Origin of the sequence: Hydrogenophaga sedimenti (genome assembly GCF_051857515.1) — a bacterium.
Taxonomy (GTDB): domain Bacteria; phylum Pseudomonadota; class Gammaproteobacteria; order Burkholderiales; family Burkholderiaceae_C; genus Hydrogenophaga.
This window is the reverse complement of sequence record NZ_JBPZHA010000005.1, coordinates 130,770-148,432: the sequence shown is the minus strand read 5'-3', so window position 1 is coordinate 148,432 and position 17,663 is coordinate 130,770. Positions and strand designations below refer to the sequence as shown.

The following is a 17,663-nucleotide window of genomic DNA, read 5'->3' as shown; positions in this document are numbered from 1 at the left end:
CACACGGTCATGCAGTATCCGACCCCAGCGCCCTCCGCGCCGAAGGCGGCCATCGTTGCCGCCACCTCCGACAGCCTGCCACAGGAAGCCCAGGCGCTGGCGCGTGCGCGCGCATTTGCCGAGCCACTGCTGGCCTGCGAGCAACTGGACACCGGTGAGAACATCCTGGAGCACGCCGACGCGGTGGCAGCGGTGCTGCGCGACATCGGTGGTTCCGAGGCCATGCAGGCAGCGGCCTATCTGGTCTATGCCTGCCAGCACCTGAACCGCCCACAGGAGGTGATCGCCAAGGCCTTTGGCGACAACTTCGCGGCGCTGGCGATGGAGACCACCAAGCTGGTGCAACTGCAGCGGCAGGCCCGCATCAAGTCGGCCGAGGCCCAGGCCAAGAAAACCGAAGAGCGCCAGGCGGCACTGGAGGCGGCTCTGCCCGTGGCATCGCCTGGCAAAACGGCGGTGTCGGAACTGGCGGCCAGCCAGACCGAGAACGTGCGCAAGATGCTGCTGGCGTTTTCTCGCGATCTGCGCGTCGTGATGCTGCGGCTGGCCTCGCGCTTGCAGACGCTGCGCTATTTCGCGGCCTGCAAGGGCGATCCGGGTGCTGCGCTGGCCAGCGAGTCCCTGCATGTCTTCGCGCCGTTGGCCAACCGGCTGGGCATCTGGCAGATCAAGTGGGAGATGGAAGACCTCGCATTCCGTTTCCTGGAGCCGCAGACCTACAAGCAGGTGGCGCGGCTGCTGGACGAGAAGCGTGCCGAGCGCGAGGCCCACATCGAGCAGGTGCGCCAGCAGCTGGAGACGGACCTTCAGGCGCATGGCATCCGGGCTTCGGTACAAGGCCGGCCCAAGCACATCTACAGCATCATCAAGAAGATGCGCGGCAAGTCGCTGGATTTCAGCCGCGTGTTCGACATCCGGGCCCTGCGCGTGGTGGTGCCGGACAAGGACGACTGCTACAGCGTGCTGGCGCTGGTGCATGCCCAGTTCACGCCGGTGCCCGAGGAGTTCGACGACTACATTGGCAAGCCCAAACCCAATGGCTACCAGTCGCTGCACACCGTGGTGCGTGACGACCAGGGCCGTGCGTTCGAGATCCAGATCCGTTCGCAGGAGATGCACGACCATGCCGAGCATGGTGTGGCGGCGCACTGGGCCTACAAGGAGGCGGGTACCAAGGGTTATGCGGGCGTGTCGGCGAGTTCGGAGTACGACGCGAAGATTGCGGTGCTGCGCCAGCTGCTGGCCTGGGAGCGCGACCTCAGTGGCCCGTCCAAGGGTCTGTTCGACGACCGCATCTATGTGCTGACGCCCGACGCGGCCATAGTGGAATTGCAGCAAGGTGCGACGCCGGTGGACTTTGCCTATTCGGTGCACACCAACCTGGGACACCGCTGCCGCGGTGCGCGGGTCGACGGTGCCATGGTGCCGCTGAACACTCCGTTGCAGAACGGCCAGACGGTGGAGATCATCGCGGCGAAAGAGGGCGGCCCGTCGCGCGACTGGCTCAACGCCGAGCTGGGGTATCTGGTCGGGCACCGCGCCAAGAGCAAGGTGCGCGCCTGGTTCAACCAGCTGGCGATGGAGGAGACCGTGGCGCGCGGGCGCGAAGCGGTCGAACGGCTGTTGCAGCGCGAGGGGCGCACGGCGGTGCGGTTCGAGGAGCTGGCCAGCATGGTTGGCCTGTCCTCGGCGCAAGAACTGTTCGAACAGGTGGGCAAGGACGAACTGTCCCTGCGTGCGCTGGAAGTTCATCTGCGGCCCGGCGAGCAGCCGGTGGTCGACGATGTGCCGCCGTGGATGAAGAAGCCACGCCCGGCCCGTGGAGGGTCCAGCGGCGGCGTGCTGGTGGTGGGCGTCGACTCGCTCATGACCCAGCTGGCCAAATGCTGCAAGCCCGCGCCCCCGGACGACATTCGCGGCTTTGTCACCCGCGGCAAGGGCGTCAGCATCCACCGCAGCGATTGCAGCGATTTCGCCCACCTGCAGCGCTCCAACCCCGATCGGGTGATCGAGGTGCAATGGGGTGGGGCTGTTTCCGGCGTGAGGGACGGTGGGGCCGCGGTGTATCCGGTCGACGTCGCCGTCGAGGCCAACGACCGCCAGGGCTTGCTGCGCGACATCTCGGACGTTTTTGCGCGCGAGAAGATGAATGTGATCGGCGTGCAGACCCAGTCGGTCAAGGGCATCGCCTGGATGACCTTCACCATCGAGGTCACCGATGCGCGCCAGGTGTCCCGGGCCATGTCGGTGGTCGGTGATGTGGCCGGCGTTCGCATGGTGCGACGCAAATGATCCGGAGCAATTCGAAAAATCGCTCAGAAGCTGCTATACTGCGAGGCTTCGGACAGTTTGTAGGCGCGTAGCTCAGCTGGTTAGAGCACCACCTTGACATGGTGGGGGTCGTTGGTTCGAGTCCAATCGCGCCTACCAAACATCTCCGAAACCGCAAGGGCCCGACGTTTTCGTCAGGCCCTTTTTCTTTGCGGTGCGCTGCTTGCGGCATGGCATGATCCAGACTCTTCGCACAGGGAAAACCCATCTGACCGAAAGGGGCTGGGCTTTCTAGAATGGTGCGTTTGGGCGGCCTCCTGCAACCGGAGGCTTTCCGGTCTTACGTGAAGGTCCCGTTGTGCAAAAAAGCAAGGCCGATGCCCACGCCTCCAGCCCGGAGGCTGTGCGGGTCATCAAGAAATACCCCAACCGCCGTCTCTACGACACCGATACCTCGTCGTACATCACGCTGGCCGAGGTCAAGGCGCTGGTCATGGACAACGAGCGATTCGTGGTGCGTGATGCCAAGACCAACGAAGATCTGACCCGCAGCATCCTGCTGCAGATCATTCTCGAAGAAGAAACGGCCGGTGTGCCGATCTTCACCGAACAGGTGCTGGCCAACATCATCCGTTTCTATGGTCACGCCATGCAGGACTTCATGGGGGCTTATCTCGAAAAGAACGTGCAGATCTTCATGGACCTGCAGACGAAGATGGCCGAGCAGTCCAAGGGGCTCAACCCCGAAGTCTGGAAGCAGTTCATGAATGTTCAGTCGCCGATGATGCAGGGCATGATGGGGACCTATCTGGAGCAGTCTCGCAGCGCCTTCACGCAGATGCAGGAGCAGATGCAGAAGAACAGCGAGCAGATGCTGGCGGCCTTTGGCCTCAAACGCTGAGCGGCGGGCGCCGGTCTGAGACAATCCGGGGATGAGTGAATCCCCTGTTTCCCCGGGCGCCGTGGCGCCCAAAGTCGGGTTTGTGAGTCTTGGCTGCCCCAAGGCCCTCACGGACTCCGAGCTGATCCTCACGCAACTGAGCGCCGAGGGATACCAGACCTCCAAGACCTTTGCCGGTGCCGACATCGTCATCGTCAACACCTGCGGCTTCATCGATGACGCCGTCAAGGAGAGTCTCGACACCATCGGTGAGGCGCTGGCCGAAAACGGCAAGGTGATCGTGACCGGTTGCCTGGGAGCGCGCGAAGGCGAGGGTGGTGGCAACATGGTGCAGCAGATGCATCCCAGCGTGCTTGCCGTGACCGGCCCGCACGCCACCCACGAAGTGATGGAGGCGGTGCACAGGCACTTGCCCAAGCCCCACGACCCCTTCATCGATCTCGTGCCGCCGCAGGGCATCAAGCTCACGCCGCGCCACTATGCCTATCTGAAGATCAGCGAGGGCTGCAACCACCGCTGTACCTTCTGCATCATTCCGTCGATGCGCGGCGATCTGGTGAGCCGGCCCATCGGTGATGTGCTCACGGAAGCTCGCAAGCTGTTCGAAGCCGGCGTGAAGGAACTGCTGGTGGTCAGTCAGGACACCTCGGCCTATGGCGTGGACATGCAGTACCGCACCGGCTTCTGGGACGGCAAGCCGGTCAAGACCCGCATGCTTGACCTGGTGCGCACCTTGGGCGAACTGGCGCGTGGTTATGGTGCCTGGGTGCGCCTGCACTATGTGTACCCGTACCCGCATGTGGACGATGTGATCCCGCTGATGGCGGAGGGGTTGGTGCTGCCGTACCTGGATGTCCCGCTGCAGCACAGCCACCCCGACGTGCTCCGGCGCATGAAGCGGCCGGCCAGCGGCGAGAAGAATCTGGAGCGCATCGCGCGCTGGCGCGAACTTTGCCCAGAGATCGTGGTGCGCAGCACCTTCATCGCGGGCTTCCCGGGTGAGACCGATGCAGAGTTCCAGCATCTGCTGGACTTCGTGGCTGAGGCGCGCATCGATCGCGCGGGTTGCTTTGCTTACTCGCCGGTGAACGGGGCGGTGGCCAACGAGTTGCCGGACCCGGTGCCCGACGCGCTGCGTGCCGAACGGCAGGCCCGCTTCATGGCAGTGGCTGAGGCTGTGTCAGCGGAAAAGCTGCAGGCCCGTGTGGGTGCGACCATGCAGGTGCTGGTGGATTCGGCGCCGGGCCTGGGGAAGAAAGGCGGAGTGGGGCGCAGCTATGCAGATGCGCCGGAGATCGACGGCGTGGTGCGCCTGCTGCCGCCCGAGAAGATCAGCAAGACGCTCAAGGTGGGTGAGTTCACCAAGGCCCGCATCGTGGCGGCCGAGGGGCACGATCTCGTGGCGCTGCCGGTCTGATGGGGAAAACAGAAATGGCTTGCAAACGATGTGTTTGCAAGCCATTGTGTATGGTGCCCAAGAGAGGACTCGAACCTCCACGCCTCTCAGCGCTAGTACCTGAAACTAGTGCGTCTACCAATTCCGCCACCTGGGCATCTCAGGAAGCTAGCATTATATCCTGTAGTTCAGTGTGTCCTTGTGGACTTTGCGAGGTGCAGATCAAAAAAAGAAAAGGGCTTGCAAACTCTGAGTTTGCAAGCCCTTATGATTGGTGCCCAAGAGAGGACTCGAACCTCCACGCCTCTCGGCGCTAGTACCTGAAACTAGTGCGTCTACCAATTCCGCCACCTGGGCATCTCAGGAAGACAGCGATTGTAGCAGTAAAAACAGAAACGAAAAATCTTGACCGAAAAAAATAGCCTGCTGGCCGAATTTGAAGGTGTCGTCTCCGGTCATCGCGACGGACATGGCTTTGTGGTCCGCGACGACGGACAGCCCGACATCTATCTTCCCTCCAACGAAATGCGGGCGGTGCTGCACAAGGACCGCGTGAAGGCGCGGATCGTGCGCCTGGACCGCAAGGGGCGCCCCGAGGGGCGCGTCACCGAAATCATCGAGCGCTCTTCGGCTCCCATCATCGGACGTCTGCTGCAGGAAAGTGGCGTCTGGCTGGTCGCACCCGAAGACAAACGCTATGGACAGGATGTTCTCGTGCCCAAGGGCGCGACCGGCGCCGCCAAGCCGGGCCAGGTGGTGGTGGTCGAACTGACCGAGCCGCCTGCGCTGTACGGACAACCCGTGGGCCGGGTCAAGGAGGTGCTGGGCGAGATCGATGACCCGGGCATGGAAATCGAGATCGCGGTGCGCAAGTACGGGGTGCCGCACGAGTTCTCCGACTCGGCCATGGCGCAGGCCCGTGCCTTGCCCGACCACGTGCGCTCCAGCGACCACAAGAACCGGGTCGATCTGCGCGATGTGCCGCTGGTCACCATCGATGGTGAAGACGCGCGCGACTTCGACGACGCGGTGTATTGCGAGCCGGCCAAGGTCGGCCGTGCCAAGGGCTGGCGCCTGCTGGTGGCGATCGCCGACGTGAGCCACTATGTGCATACCGGCTCGGCGATCGACGTCGACGCCTACGACCGTGCGACCTCGGTGTACTTCCCGCGCCGCGTGATTCCCATGCTGCCGGAGAAGCTCTCCAACGGCCTGTGCTCGCTCAACCCGGGAGTCGAGCGCCTGTGCATGGTCTGCGACATGCTGATCAACGCCAAAGGCGAGATCCACGCCTACCAGTTCTATCCCGCCGTGATGTTCAGCCACGCGCGCTTCACCTACACCGAGGTGGCGGCGATCCTGCAGAACACGCGTGGACCCGAGGCACAGAACCGCAAACCGCTGGTGCCGTACCTGCTGAATCTGCACGACGTCTACCGTGCGCTGCTGACGGCGCGCAATGCGCGTGGCGCGGTGGACTTCGAGACGGTGGAAACCCAGATCGTCTGCGACGAATCGGGCCGTATCGAGCGCATCGTGCCGCGCACCCGCAACGATGCGCACAAGCTGATCGAGGAGGCGATGCTGGCGGCCAACGTCTGTTCGGCCGAGTTCATTGCCCAGGGCAAACAGGCGGGCCTGTTCCGTGTGCACGAAGGCCCGACGCCGGAGAAGCAGGAGACGCTGCGCAACTACCTCAAGGCCATGGGAGTGCCGCTGACGATCAGCGACAACCCGCACCCGTCGGAGTTCCAGCAGATCGCCAATGCCACCAAGGACCGGCCGGAGGCGCAACAGATCCACATGATGCTGCTGCGCTCGATGTCGCAGGCGATCTACACGCCGATGAATCAGGGCCACTTCGGTCTGGCCTTCGATGCCTACACCCACTTCACCAGCCCGATCCGCCGGTATCCGGATCTGCTGGTGCACCGGGTCATCAAGGCCATCCTCGCCAAGCAGAAGTACCAGCTTCCCGATTTGCCCACACCGGGTGAGGCACACGCCAAGCTCAGCAAGCGCCTGGCCAGCCGGGTCAAGCCCCCGTCCGCCGGTGAAACCACCAAGAAGCCGTCGGCCGACCAGATGGCCTGGCAGGCTGCAGGCCTGCACTGCAGCGCCAACGAGCGCCGTGCCGACGAGGCCAGTCGCGACGTCGAGGCCTGGCTCAAGTGCAAGTACATGCGCGAGCATCTGGGCGAGGAGTTCAGCGGCGTGGTGACCTCGGTCACCAGCTTCGGCCTGTTCGTGACCCTCGACGCCATGTATGTGGAAGGACTGGTGCACATCACCGAACTGGGCGGCGAGTATTTCCGGTTCGACGAGGCGCGCCAGGAGTTGCGAGGAGAGCGCACCGGCATCCGCTACGCGCTGGGCTCGCGCGTCCAGGTGCAGGTCAGCCGGGTGGATCTGGACGGCCGGCGCATCGACTTCCGGCTGGTTTCGGGCAACGACGATGTCGTGTTGCGCGCGATGCGGGACAAGACCGGCGGGCAGGCGGTCGCTGACGAAAGCCGCGGGCGTGAACGACCGCGCAACGAGCGCGCCACCGACAAGGGCAAGCCGGCCAAGGCACCGAAGCCATCTGGTTCGCGCGCGGCGCGCAAGGCGGCACGGGGAGCCGATCGGGGTGCTGACCGAGGAGCGCCGGGCAAGACCCGGAAAGGGCGTCGCTGATGCGGGCGGTGTTGTTGTTCCTGCTGGAGACGGCGGGCTTCCTGATGGTGGGCGCGGCTTTGCTGCGCGCCTGGATGAACCAGGTGAAGGTGAACATGTCGGCCCAGCCTGGGCGCTTCGTCATGGCCCTGACCCACTGGCTGGTGGCGCCGCTGCGCAAGCTGCTGCCCCGGACGCTGGTGCAGAGCCGGATCGACTGGGGCAGTCTCACCGCCGCGGTGGTGCTGGCGCTCGCTTATGCGGTGCTGTGGGTGCTGCTGCAGGCGGCCTTGCTGCCGGCCTCGGTGTCGTCGTCGATCCTGCTGGCCATTCCCGAACTGGCGTTCAGGCTGCTGGTGCGGGTGATGTTGCAGGGGTTGATGGTGATGCTGCTGGTCTATGCGGTGCTGTCCTGGGTGCAACCCGGATCGCCTGCGATGGGCATGCTGGACCGGCTGTGCAGTCCGGTGCTCAAGCCGGTGCGCCGGGTGTTGCCGCCGATCGGCGGTGTGGACCTGTCGGTGCTCGTGCTGATCGTGCTGCTGCAGGTCGGTCTGATCCTGCTGGGCTGATCAGCGCGCGTCGGCCGAGCCGATGCCCATCGTGAGACGGTGGGCGGTGAGCGTTTCTCGGTTCTCCCGCACCCACTGGTCGGCCCGATCCCCATGGGAGAACACGGCGTCGAGCACCGCCAACAGCGGATCCCTCCCTGAACGCCTGGCCTGGGCCAGCAGGGCGCCGATCCAGCCGGCCAGCACGTCTCCGGTGCCGGCGGTGGCCAGAGCGGCATTGCCGCTGCTGTTGATGCGCGGCATCTGCCCGGGCGCTGCGACCACGGTGCCCGAGCCCTTGAGCACGCAGGTGACGCCGAAACGCTGGACCAAGGCGGTGGCTGCCCGCAACCGGTCTGCCATCACGTCCCTGGTTCCCATGTCCAGCAGCCGCGCCGCTTCAAGAGGGTGGGGTGTGATCACTGTGTGGACACCACGCGCCTGGCGCTGCGCCAGCAGGGATTGCAGTGTGGTGTCCTCCGCCACGCGGTTGAGCGCATCGGCGTCAAGCACCAGCGACGCACAGGTCGACAGCAGAACCGGCAGCGCGTCGGCCACCGCCGTTCCTCCGCCGCAACCGCAGACCACGGTCGCGTCCACCATCAGGTCCCGTGCCTGCGTCAGCAATCCGGGGTGGCGGAACATCAGCTCGGGACACAGCGGGTCCCAGCGGACGGCGTCGCCGTGGTCGCCCAGCAAGCCGATGTAGACACGGCCCGCACCCGCGTGCAGGGCGGCCCGCGCGGCCAGCATGGCGGCGCCGGTCATGCCGGCGCCACTGTGGGTGATGTCCTGCCCGCCGATCACGACCACATCGCCTTGGGAGCCTTTGTGGGCGGCATGCGGACGGTGTGCGGGGAGGGGGCTGACCTGTCCGAACAGTTGCGCGACAGGTGCAGGGCCCGCCGATCCATGGGGTTCCAGCGGGTCGAACCAGACGGTGCCAGCCATGTCGCGCCCATCGGCGGTGAAGAGACCGGGTTTGAGTGTCAGCAGAGTGAGCGTGTGGCGCGGCGCATTTGCAGCGTGTGCTGCCGGTCCGCGGTAGACGCCGGTGTCGGCCATCAGACCGCTGGGCAGATCGACGGCGAACACTGGGCAACCCACGGCATGCATGCGTTCGAGGTGTTCAGCGATCGCACCGGTGGGGGCCTCTCGCACACCGATGCCCAGCAAAGCGTCGATCACCAGGTCGGCGTTGTCGGGTGGGGCATGGGCGATGGTGACGCCGGCCGCCAGTGCTTCGGCGAGTGCCCGCGCCGCGTCTTCGGGAAGTCGGCCGGGATCGGTGCAGCACAGGGTGACCACCACTTCTGCGGCGCCGGGCTGGGTGAGCCGGGACTCGTGCAGGTGGCGGGCGGCCACCAGACCATCCCCGCCGTTGTTGCCCGGTCCGCAGGCGATCCAGATGCGCCGGGCATGGGGGGCGAGCGCGCGGGCCAGTTGCGCGACCGCCGTCCCGGCGCGGGACATCAGGGCGAAGGGCGGAAGGGCAGAGGCCAGCGCCTGCTCGATGGCGCGCGTGGCCTGCACGCTGTACAGCGGCTCCGAGTGGTGGCTGCCGATCCGCCGCATGCCACTCAGGCGGGAGGAATGCGCAGCACCTGTCCCGGGTAGATCTTGTCCGGGTGGCTGAGCATCGGCCGGTTGGCTTCGAAGATCTGCGGGTACTTGTTGGGCGTGCCGTAGAACTCCTTGCTGATCTTCGACAGGTTGTCGCCCTTGACCACGGTATACATCTGCGACTCGGGTTCCGGGGTCGAGACCGTCATCAGGTCGTTGACGCTGGCGACGTTGGCCACGTTGCCGCAGCACAGGATGACCTTTTCCTTGGTGGTCTGGTCCGGTGCGACACCCGCCACCGTGACCGTTTCACTGGCGGCGTCGTAGCCCACGTCCAGTGCTTCCACATTGAGGTTCATGCTCTGGATGTACTTGGCGATCGCCTGGGCGGCGGTCTGGTTCAGCGCGGCGATCTCGTCGGCGCCGGGGGCTGCAGGTGCTGCGGCTTGCGCGGCCTGTGCATGGCCGATGCCAAACAGCTTTTCGCCGGCTTCCTTGATGAAACTGAACATTCCCATGATCTGACTCCTTCGGGGTTGAGAAAAAATGCTTGCCGATCCTGCGGGGCTGTTCACCGCACGTCAAGACGGCCGCCAGCGTGCGCGGCCTGTCCGAAGGTGTTTGCGTCAATTCTGCGCAGTCGCGGGCGTTTCTGATGGCATTTCACCACGAACCCGTGGCACTGCGATGGCAACCGCCATCAGTTGGTCCAGCGCCGTGCGCTGTAGGGCGCCGCATCGATCACGGACGCCTGCCCGGCGATCTGATCGGCCAGCAGGCGGGCGCTCGCACAGGCCATGACCCAGCCGTGCATGCCATGCCCGCTGTTGATCCACACCCGCGGCACCGAGGTCTCGCCGATCACCGGCAGTGCGTCGGGTGTGGTGTTCACCTGGGTGCTCCACTCCTGCACCCCACCGGCCTGGCCAAGACGGATGGCGCCCGGGAACCAGTCATCCAGCACCTTGTAGAGCCGTTTGAAGGCGTCGTCAGCCCGGTCGGTCTTGCCGGGCGTGCTCAGCGGTCCGCTGACGCGCACCCGTTGTGCCATGCGGGCGATCGACACGCGGTGGCGCAGGTCATGGACCACGGCGACCGGTGCGTCGATCGACTCTCGCACCGATGCACTCAGCGAGTGTCCTGTCAGGGTCTGCAGCGGAAGGGAGACGCCCAGGGAGCGCAGCAGTGCGTCGGAAGCGGCTCCGGCGCAGAGCACCACGCCGTCGAACGGATCCGTGCTGCCTGCTCCCGACGGGGTTGTCAGGCGAATCTGCTGGCCGGGCTGCAGCCCCGGGACCGGCTGGCCAAACTCGAACCGGCAGCCTTCCTGCTGCGCCCGCGCCCGCAACAAGAGCGTGAACTGGCGACAGTTGACCGACCAGACGTCGGGCATGACCAGGGTGCCATGCAGCGGGGTTTCGGTGTTGAGGGCCAGTTCCAGCGAGCGGGCCTGCTCGGCGGTCATCAGACGGCTTTCGCCTTCCATGGCGCGCACACGGGCATGCAGGTCTTCGGCCATGGCACTGTCGCGTTCATCGCGCCAGACCACCATCATCCCCTGGTGGCTGTCGAGGGTCAGCTGCAACTGGTCGCACAGTCCGTCCAGCCGTTCGGCACCCAGGCGGGCCAGCGCCAGCAGATCGGGGCCAGGGTCCAGGCTGGTGGAGCGTCTGTTGCGCCGCAACCGCTGCCACCAGGCGCCCATGCCCGATGCCTGCTCCTGCTTCCAGTCGGTCGATGCGCGGGCGGCCATCCATTCGGGCGCCAGCAGGCCCGCGTTGGCAAAACTGGAGCCTTCCGCCGCGGTGCTGTGGCGCTCGAACACCGTGACCTCATGCCCGTCTTGCGTCAGCTCGAAAGCGGTCGTGACGCCCACGACCCCGGCTCCAATGACCGCCAGTCTCAAGAGAAACTCCGGATCGATGTGCCGTGGAAATGGGTGGTGCCCCGGGTCGGTGCGGGGGCAGGGTGCAAGGGCTGGTGGTGGGCTGACATGGATGGAGGCACATGCGACAGCAACAGGCCGCTGCCCGAAAAGGGTCAGGGCAGCCATCGCATTCGGTGAAGGGAAGGATGGGCCTGCTATAATCGATTGGCTTTGCTGGTGAGGGCTGCTCTTGCACCCGAACCATCGAAGCAAATCCCAAACCAGCCCAACCAGGTGCCGGTTCAAGCGATCAGTCGCCTTTAGGCGTGTATGCATGAACCGGTCGGGGCTGGATTTTAGACCCAACCTCTGGAATACATCATGTCCATCTCCATGCGCGAAATGCTGGAAGCCGGCGTCCACTTCGGACACCAGACCCGCTTCTGGAACCCCAAGATGGCGCCGTTCATCTTCGGCCATCGCAACAAGATCCACATCGTCAACCTCGAAAAGACGTTGCCGATGTTCGAAGACGCTGCCAAGTTCGTGAAGCAGCTGTCCGCCAACCGCGGCACCATCCTGATGGTCGGCACCAAGCGCACCTCGCGCGACATCGTGGCTGCCGAAGCCCGCCGTGCCGGCGTGCCCTTCGTCGACCAGCGCTGGCTGGGTGGCATGCTGACGAACTTCAAGACCGTCAAGACCTCCATCAAGCGCCTCAAGGACATGCAGGCCCAGCAGGAAGCCGGCCTGGAAAGCATGAGCAAGAAAGAGCAGCTCATGTTCGCCCGCGAGATGGAGAAGCTGGAAAAGGACATCGGCGGCATCCAGGACATGAACGCCCTGCCGGACGCCATCTTCGTGATCGACGTGGGCTTCCACAAGATCGCCATCTCGGAAGCCCAGAAGCTGGGCATTCCGCTGGTGGGCGTGGTGGATACCAACCATTCGCCGGTTGGCATCGACTACGTGATCCCCGGCAACGATGACTCGGCCCGCGCCGTGGCTCTGTACGCCCGTGGCATCGCCGACGCGATCCTCGAAGGCCGTGCCAATGCCGTGACCGACGTGGTCAAGGCCGCTGCCGAAGGTTCCGACGAGTTCGTCGAAGTCAAGGAAGACGCGGCCGCCTGAGCCTCGCCGCCTGTGCGAACGAGGGGCTCCAGTAGCCCCTTTTTCACAAGCGAAACCGATCAATGAACAGTGTGGACCCGCCGGACGGGTCCGGACAACGGAGAACTGACATGGCAATTACCGCAAGCATGGTCGCCGAACTGCGCGCCAAGACCGACGCTCCCATGATGGAGTGCAAGAAGGCCCTGACCGAAGCCGATGGCGACATGGCCAAGGCCGAAGAGCTGCTGCGCGTCAAGCTGGGTACCAAGGCCGGCAAGGCCGCCAGCCGCGTGACCGCCGAAGGTGTGGTCGCCGCAGCCATCAATGGCAACACCGGTGCCCTGATTGAAGTCAACTGCGAAACCGACTTCGTCACCAAGAACGACAGCTTCCTGGCACTCGCCAACGCTGCTGCCAAGCTGGTCGCCGACCACAATCCGGCCGACATCGCTGCCCTGGGTGCCCTGGCCTATGAGCAGGACGGTTTCGGCCCCACCCTGGAAGACGTGCGCAAGGGCCTGATCGGCAAGATCGGCGAAAACATGTCGTTCCGCCGCTTCCAGCGCTGGGCCAATGGTGGCCAGCTGGCTGGTTACCTGCACGGCACCCGCATCGGTGTGGTCGTGGAGTTCGACGGTGATGCCGTGGCCGCCAAGGACGTTGCCATGCACGTGGCCGCCATGAAGCCGGTTTCCCTGACCAGCGCCGATGTGCCGGCCGAGCTGATCGAGCGCGAGCGCTCGGTGGCCGCCGCCAAGGCCGCCGAGTCCGGCAAGCCCGCCGACATCGTCGCCAAGATGGTTGACGGTTCGGTGCAGAAGTACCTCAAGGAAGTCTCGCTGTTCGATCAGGTCTTCGTGAAGGCCGCCGACGGCAAGCAGACCGTGGGTGCCTACCTGAAGGCTTCCAATACCACGGCCAAGGGCTTCTTCCTGTACGTGGTCGGTGAAGGCATCGAGAAGAAGGTCGACGACTTCGCGGCCGAAGTGGCTGCCCAGGTCGCCGCCGCCAAGGGTGCCTGATACCGCGGATCCCGCCTGCCGCTGATCCAGACAACGGGCCGCAAGGCCCGTTGTCACATCTGGCGGGGCGATTTTTACGGAGTCATGACCGTGGTGCCCCGAATCGGGTGCCGGTCCTCGCTACACTTGCCGGTTGGGTACACAGCAAGCGCTACAACAAGAGTTGAATCACAGGAAATTGTCCATGCCGTCCTACCAACGCATTCTGCTGAAACTCTCCGGTGAAGCCCTGATGGGCGACGATGCCTTCGGCATCAACCGGGCCACCATCGTCCGCATGGTGGAGGAGATCGCCGAGGTGACCCGACTGGGCGTCCAGGTGGCGATCGTGATCGGTGGCGGCAATATCTTCCGCGGGGTGGCAGGCGGAGCGGTCGGCATGGACCGCGCCACGGCCGACTACATGGGCATGCTCGCCACGGTGATGAACTCGCTGGCGCTGGCCGACACCATGGACAAGGCCGGACTGGTGGCGCGCGTGATGTCCGCCATCGCCATCGAGCAGGTGGTTGAGCCCTACGTGCGCCCCAAGGCCCTGCAGTACCTTGAAGAGGGCAAGGTGGTGGTGTTTGCCGCCGGTACCGGCAACCCGTTCTTCACCACCGACACGGCTGCGGCCCTGCGTGGTGCCGAGATCGGTGCCGAGATCGTGCTCAAGGCCACCAAGGTGGACGGCGTCTACACGGCCGATCCCAACAAGGACCCCAAGGCCACGCGCTACGCCTCGCTGACCTTCGACGAGGCCATGGCCAAGAACCTGCAGGTGATGGACGCCACGGCGTTTGCGCTGTGCCGCGACCAGAAGCTGCCGGTCAAGGTGTTTTCGATTTTCAAGCCCGGCGCACTGCGCAATGTGGTGCTGGGTGGCGACGAGGGAACCCTGGTTCACGTCTGACGCAGGCGTGGCACAAGGCCCCCGTGATTCTTAGGAGTATTCATGAGCATCGCTGAAATCCGTCAGACCGCAGAGCACAAGATGCAGCAGTCGCTGGAGTCGCTCAAGGGCAACCTGTCCAAGGTGCGCACCGGGCGTCCCAACCCCCAGATTCTGGACACCGTGCATGTGGACTACTACGGGTCCATGCTGCCGCTGTCTCAGGTGGCCAACCTGTCGATGCTCGACGCGCGGACCATCGGGGTGGCGCCCTGGGAAAAAGGCATGGGTGCCAAGATCGAAAGAGCGATCCGCGAGTCCGATCTGGGTCTGAATCCACAGAGTCAGGGCGACCTGATCCGTGTGCCGATGCCGCCCATGTCCGAAGAGCGCCGCAGGGAAATGACCAAGATGGTCAAGGGTGAAGGCGAGGGCGCGAAGGTGGCGATCCGCAACCTGCGCCGCGACGCCAATGAACACATCAAGAAGCTGGTGAAAGACAAGCTGGCGTCGGAAGACGACGAGCGCCGCTCGGTGGAAGACATCCAGAAGCTGACCGACCGCATGATTGTCGAAGTGGACAGACTGGTCGCGTCCAAGGAACAGGAAATCCTGGCGGTCTGACCTCAGCGCCGTCCTCCCCAACCCCATGCCTTCCCGCTCTCAACCTGTCGACATGCCAGCCATGGTGGTGCCGCGCCATGTGGCCATCGTCATGGATGGCAACGGGCGCTGGGCCAAGAAGCGGCATCTGCCGCGCGTGGCCGGTCACAAGCAGGGTGTGGACGCCTTGCGGCGCACGGTGCGCGCGTGTCTGGAGCGCAATGTCCAGGTGCTGACCGTGTTTGCGTTCTCCTCCGAGAACTGGAACCGGCCGCAGGAAGAGGTGTCTGGCCTGATGGAGCTGCTGGTGCTGGCGCTGTCGCGGGAGGTGCCCAAGCTGAACAAGAACGGCGTGCGCCTGCATTTTCCCGGCGACGAGACCGGACTGTCTCCACGCCTTCTGCAAGGCCTGGAGAAAGCACGGCAGACCACCGCCGCCAACGATCGCATGGTGCTCAATGTCTGCTTCAACTACGGCGGCCGCTGGGACATCGCCCAGGCGGCCCGCAAGCTGGTGGCGCAGGGCAGGGAGATCACCGAAGCCGCCTTGTGCGAGACCACGGCCCTGGCGCACGTGGGTGACCCCGATCTGCTGATCCGCACTGGCGGCGAGATGCGCATCAGCAACTTTCTTCTTTGGCAGTGCGCCTACACCGAGCTGTTTTTCACTCCCTGCCTCTGGCCGGATTTCGATGCCGACGAACTCGACCGGGCGTTTGCCGATTTCGCCGGCCGTGAACGCCGCTTCGGGCAGACCTCGGAGCAGGTGACGCAGGCTTCGCCTGCCACGCACGGCCGGACGCATGCTTAAGCAGCGCATCATCACGGCGCTGTTGCTGCTGGCGGTGTTGCTGCCGGCGATGTTTCATTCGTCGATCGGGCCCTTTGCTGCGCTGGCGCTGCTGATGGTCGGTGCCGCAGGCTGGGAGTGGGCCCGCCTGAACGGATGTGGTGCATCGGTTTCCCGTGTGGTGGGCCTTGCGCTGGGGTTGCTGATGCTGGCGTTCTGGTGGTGGGGCGGGCTTGGTCGGGGCTGGTTCCCGGTCTGGGCTGCTGCCTCGGCCATGTGGCTGCTGCTGGCGCTGGTGATGCTGCGCCGTGGGGTGGCGGGCTGGCAGGCCTGGCCCGCGCTGCCGCGTCTGGCTGTCGGACTGGTGTTGCTGGCCTGTGCCTGGCTGGCACTGGTGCAGGCGCGCCAGATCGGACTCGTGTTCCTGCTGTCCATTCTGACGCTGGTCTGGGCGGCCGACATCGCGGCCTATGCGGGCGGCAAGGCCTTTGGCCGACGCAAGCTGGCGCCGACCCTGAGCCCGGGCAAGAGCTGGGAAGGCGCCATCAGTGGCTTCGTCGGCGTCGGCCTGCTGGCGGGGTTCTGGCTCTGGTTTGACGCCAGGTACGGTGCGGGTGCGCCCAGTCTGTTCAGCCGCCTGTGGGACGCCGGGCCGCTGTGGCTGGTGCTGGCCGTGGTGTTCCTGACCGCGACCAGCGTGGTCGGTGACTTGCTGGAGTCGCTGGTCAAGCGGGGTGCCGGCATGAAGGATTCGAGCCAGCTGCTGCCAGGTCATGGTGGCGTGCTGGACCGGGTCGACGCCTTGCTGCCGGTGCTGCCGGTGGCGATGCTGCTGACCCAACTTCTGGAGACATGAGCTTGCGATTGCAGAACGTCACCCTCCTGGGGTCCACCGGATCGATCGGCACCAACACGCTGGACGTGATTGCGCGCCATCCGGACCGGTATCGGGTGTTTGCGCTGACCGCGTCGACCCAGGTGGATCTGCTGCTGGCGCAGTGCCAGGCCCTCCGTCCGCAGTACGCCGTGATGGCCAATCCGGTGCATGCACGCGAGCTTGCCGCCAAGGTCCGGGAACTGGGGTTGCCGGTGACCGTGCTGGAAGGTGCCGGGGCCTTGTGCGAGGTCAGTGCCGATCCGCAGGTGGACACCGTGATGGCCGCCATCGTCGGTGCTGCTGGTCTGGAGCCGGCGCTGGCGGCGGCGCGCGCCGGCAAGAAGCTGCTGCTGGCGAACAAGGAAGCGCTGGTGGTCGGTGGTGACTGGTTCATGCAGGCCGTGCGCGATGGCGGCGCCACGCTGCTGCCGATCGACAGCGAGCATTCGGCGGTGTTCCAGTCCTTGCCGGAAGACGCGTCGACCTGGTCGCGCCGGGTCGAGAAGATCCTGCTGACGGCCTCGGGTGGTCCGTTCCGCCAGCGCGACCCGGCGACGCTGTCGCAAGTGACGCCGGAGGAGGCCTGCGCGCACCCGAACTGGGTGATGGGGCGCAAGATTTCGGTCGACTCGGCCACGATGATGAACAAGGCGCTGGAGGTCATCGAGGCGCATTTCTTGTTCGGTCTGGAGCCGTCGCGCATCGAGGTGGTGATCCATCCGCAGAGCGTGATCCATTCCATGGTGCAGTACCACGACCGTTCGGTGGTCGCCCAGCTCGGCACGCCCGACATGCGGGTGCCGATCGCGTACGGTCTGTCCTGGCCGGAGCGCATGGCCTCCGGTGCTTCGGCGCTGGATTTTTCCACGCTGGGGGCGCTGACCTTCGAGAAGCCGGACGACCGGCGGTTTCCGGGACTGAGGCTGGCCTGGGAAGCGCTGGCAGGTCCCTCGGGAACCACCGCGGTGCTCAATGCCGCCAACGAAGTGGCGGTGGCGGCGTTTCTGGAGCGCAAGCTTCGGTTTGACCAGATCCACGCGGTCAACCATGCAACTTTGGAAGCGCTGGTGCCCTCCAAGCCGCACAGTCTCGAAGACCTGCTCGATCTGGATGTCCGGGCGCGTGCCCTGGCATCGGCCCAGGTGGTGCGCTGCGGCGGTTGATTCGATCCCGTCCG

General features: G+C 65.2%; 15 protein-coding genes and 3 tRNA genes. 13 read left to right on the top strand and 5 right to left on the bottom strand.

Annotated elements, in window-relative coordinates; all coding sequences use genetic code 11:
• The first annotated feature begins 9 nt into the window (after positions 1-9).
• The 4 genes from ACS5NL_RS10095 to rimO all read left to right on the top strand — a co-directional run bounded on the left by ACS5NL_RS10095 (position 10) and on the right by rimO (position 4,589).
• Positions 10-2,292, top strand: coding sequence for a RelA/SpoT family protein (locus ACS5NL_RS10095; protein ID WP_439353630.1), 2,283 nt, complete (start codon positions 10-12; stop codon positions 2,290-2,292).
• A 61-nt stretch (positions 2,293-2,353) separates the two neighbouring features.
• Positions 2,354-2,430: transfer RNA gene (locus ACS5NL_RS10090), tRNA-Val, on the top strand.
• A 199-nt stretch (positions 2,431-2,629) separates the two neighbouring features.
• On the top strand, positions 2,630-3,172 hold the full coding sequence (gene phaR, locus ACS5NL_RS10085; RefSeq protein ID WP_439353628.1) for a polyhydroxyalkanoate synthesis repressor PhaR: 543 nt from the start codon (positions 2,630-2,632) through the stop codon (positions 3,170-3,172).
• A 31-nt stretch (positions 3,173-3,203) separates the two neighbouring features.
• A complete protein-coding gene (gene rimO / locus ACS5NL_RS10080) occupies positions 3,204-4,589 on the top strand; it encodes a 30S ribosomal protein S12 methylthiotransferase RimO (protein ID WP_439353626.1) in 1,386 nt (461 codons plus the stop codon).
• A 51-nt stretch (positions 4,590-4,640) separates the two neighbouring features.
• On the opposite strand, the gene ACS5NL_RS10075 is transcribed toward rimO, so the two are convergent.
• Together ACS5NL_RS10075 and ACS5NL_RS10070 are read right to left on the bottom strand one after the other, a co-directional pair.
• A tRNA-Leu gene (locus ACS5NL_RS10075) sits at positions 4,641-4,725 on the bottom strand.
• Between the two features lie 115 nt (positions 4,726-4,840).
• Positions 4,841-4,925, bottom strand: a tRNA-Leu gene (locus ACS5NL_RS10070).
• A 48-nt stretch (positions 4,926-4,973) separates the two neighbouring features.
• Here ACS5NL_RS10070 and rnr point away from each other — a divergent pair.
• A complete protein-coding gene (gene rnr / locus ACS5NL_RS10065; RefSeq protein WP_439353625.1) occupies positions 4,974-7,244 on the top strand; it encodes a ribonuclease R in 2,271 nt (756 codons plus the stop codon).
• On the top strand, positions 7,244-7,795 hold the full coding sequence (locus tag ACS5NL_RS10060; RefSeq protein ID WP_439353623.1) for a YggT family protein: 552 nt from the start codon (positions 7,244-7,246) through the stop codon (positions 7,793-7,795). The genes rnr and ACS5NL_RS10060 overlap by 1 nt, the downstream gene beginning before the upstream one ends.
• Here the strand turns inward: ACS5NL_RS10060 and ACS5NL_RS10055 are convergent, their stop codons facing one another.
• The 3 genes from ACS5NL_RS10055 to ACS5NL_RS10045 form a co-directional block, all read right to left on the bottom strand.
• The gene (locus tag ACS5NL_RS10055; RefSeq protein ID WP_439353621.1) at positions 7,796-9,349 is read right to left on the bottom strand and encodes an NAD(P)H-hydrate dehydratase; all 1,554 of its coding nucleotides are present in this window, start codon (positions 9,347-9,349) and stop codon (positions 7,796-7,798) included. It abuts the gene before it with no gap.
• A 5-nt stretch (positions 9,350-9,354) separates the two neighbouring features.
• Positions 9,355-9,855: a peptidoglycan-binding protein LysM gene (gene lysM, locus ACS5NL_RS10050; RefSeq protein WP_439353620.1), complete on the bottom strand. Its 501-nt coding sequence runs from the start codon at positions 9,853-9,855 to the stop codon at positions 9,355-9,357.
• Positions 9,856-10,037: 182 nt separating this feature from the next.
• A complete protein-coding gene (locus ACS5NL_RS10045; RefSeq protein WP_439353618.1) occupies positions 10,038-11,243 on the bottom strand; it encodes an FAD-dependent oxidoreductase in 1,206 nt (401 codons plus the stop codon).
• Positions 11,244-11,585: 342 nt separating this feature from the next.
• Between ACS5NL_RS10045 and rpsB the strand changes: the two genes are divergently transcribed.
• The 7 genes from rpsB to ispC all read left to right on the top strand — a co-directional run bounded on the left by rpsB (position 11,586) and on the right by ispC (position 17,649).
• Positions 11,586-12,338 (top strand): 30S ribosomal protein S2, encoded by a 753-nt coding sequence (rpsB, locus tag ACS5NL_RS10040; RefSeq protein WP_439353617.1) that lies wholly within the window; start codon positions 11,586-11,588, stop codon positions 12,336-12,338.
• Positions 12,339-12,448: 110 nt separating this feature from the next.
• Positions 12,449-13,342: a translation elongation factor Ts gene (tsf, locus tag ACS5NL_RS10035; protein WP_439353615.1), complete on the top strand. Its 894-nt coding sequence runs from the start codon at positions 12,449-12,451 to the stop codon at positions 13,340-13,342.
• Positions 13,343-13,526: 184 nt separating this feature from the next.
• Complete coding sequence (gene pyrH, locus ACS5NL_RS10030; RefSeq protein ID WP_411364231.1) at positions 13,527-14,237, top strand: UMP kinase; 711 nt, start codon at positions 13,527-13,529, stop codon at positions 14,235-14,237.
• A 42-nt stretch (positions 14,238-14,279) separates the two neighbouring features.
• A complete protein-coding gene (frr, locus tag ACS5NL_RS10025) occupies positions 14,280-14,840 on the top strand; it encodes a ribosome recycling factor (RefSeq protein WP_439353612.1) in 561 nt (186 codons plus the stop codon).
• Positions 14,841-14,865: 25 nt separating this feature from the next.
• A complete protein-coding gene (uppS, locus tag ACS5NL_RS10020; RefSeq protein ID WP_439353611.1) occupies positions 14,866-15,630 on the top strand; it encodes a polyprenyl diphosphate synthase in 765 nt (254 codons plus the stop codon).
• A complete protein-coding gene (locus ACS5NL_RS10015; RefSeq protein ID WP_439353609.1) occupies positions 15,623-16,465 on the top strand; it encodes a phosphatidate cytidylyltransferase in 843 nt (280 codons plus the stop codon). Before uppS ends, ACS5NL_RS10015 begins: the two co-directional genes overlap by 8 nt.
• Positions 16,462-17,649, top strand: coding sequence for a 1-deoxy-D-xylulose-5-phosphate reductoisomerase (gene ispC, locus ACS5NL_RS10010; RefSeq protein WP_439353607.1), 1,188 nt, complete (start codon positions 16,462-16,464; stop codon positions 17,647-17,649). Before ACS5NL_RS10015 ends, ispC begins: the two co-directional genes overlap by 4 nt.
• Positions 17,650-17,663: the final 14 nt, after the last annotated feature.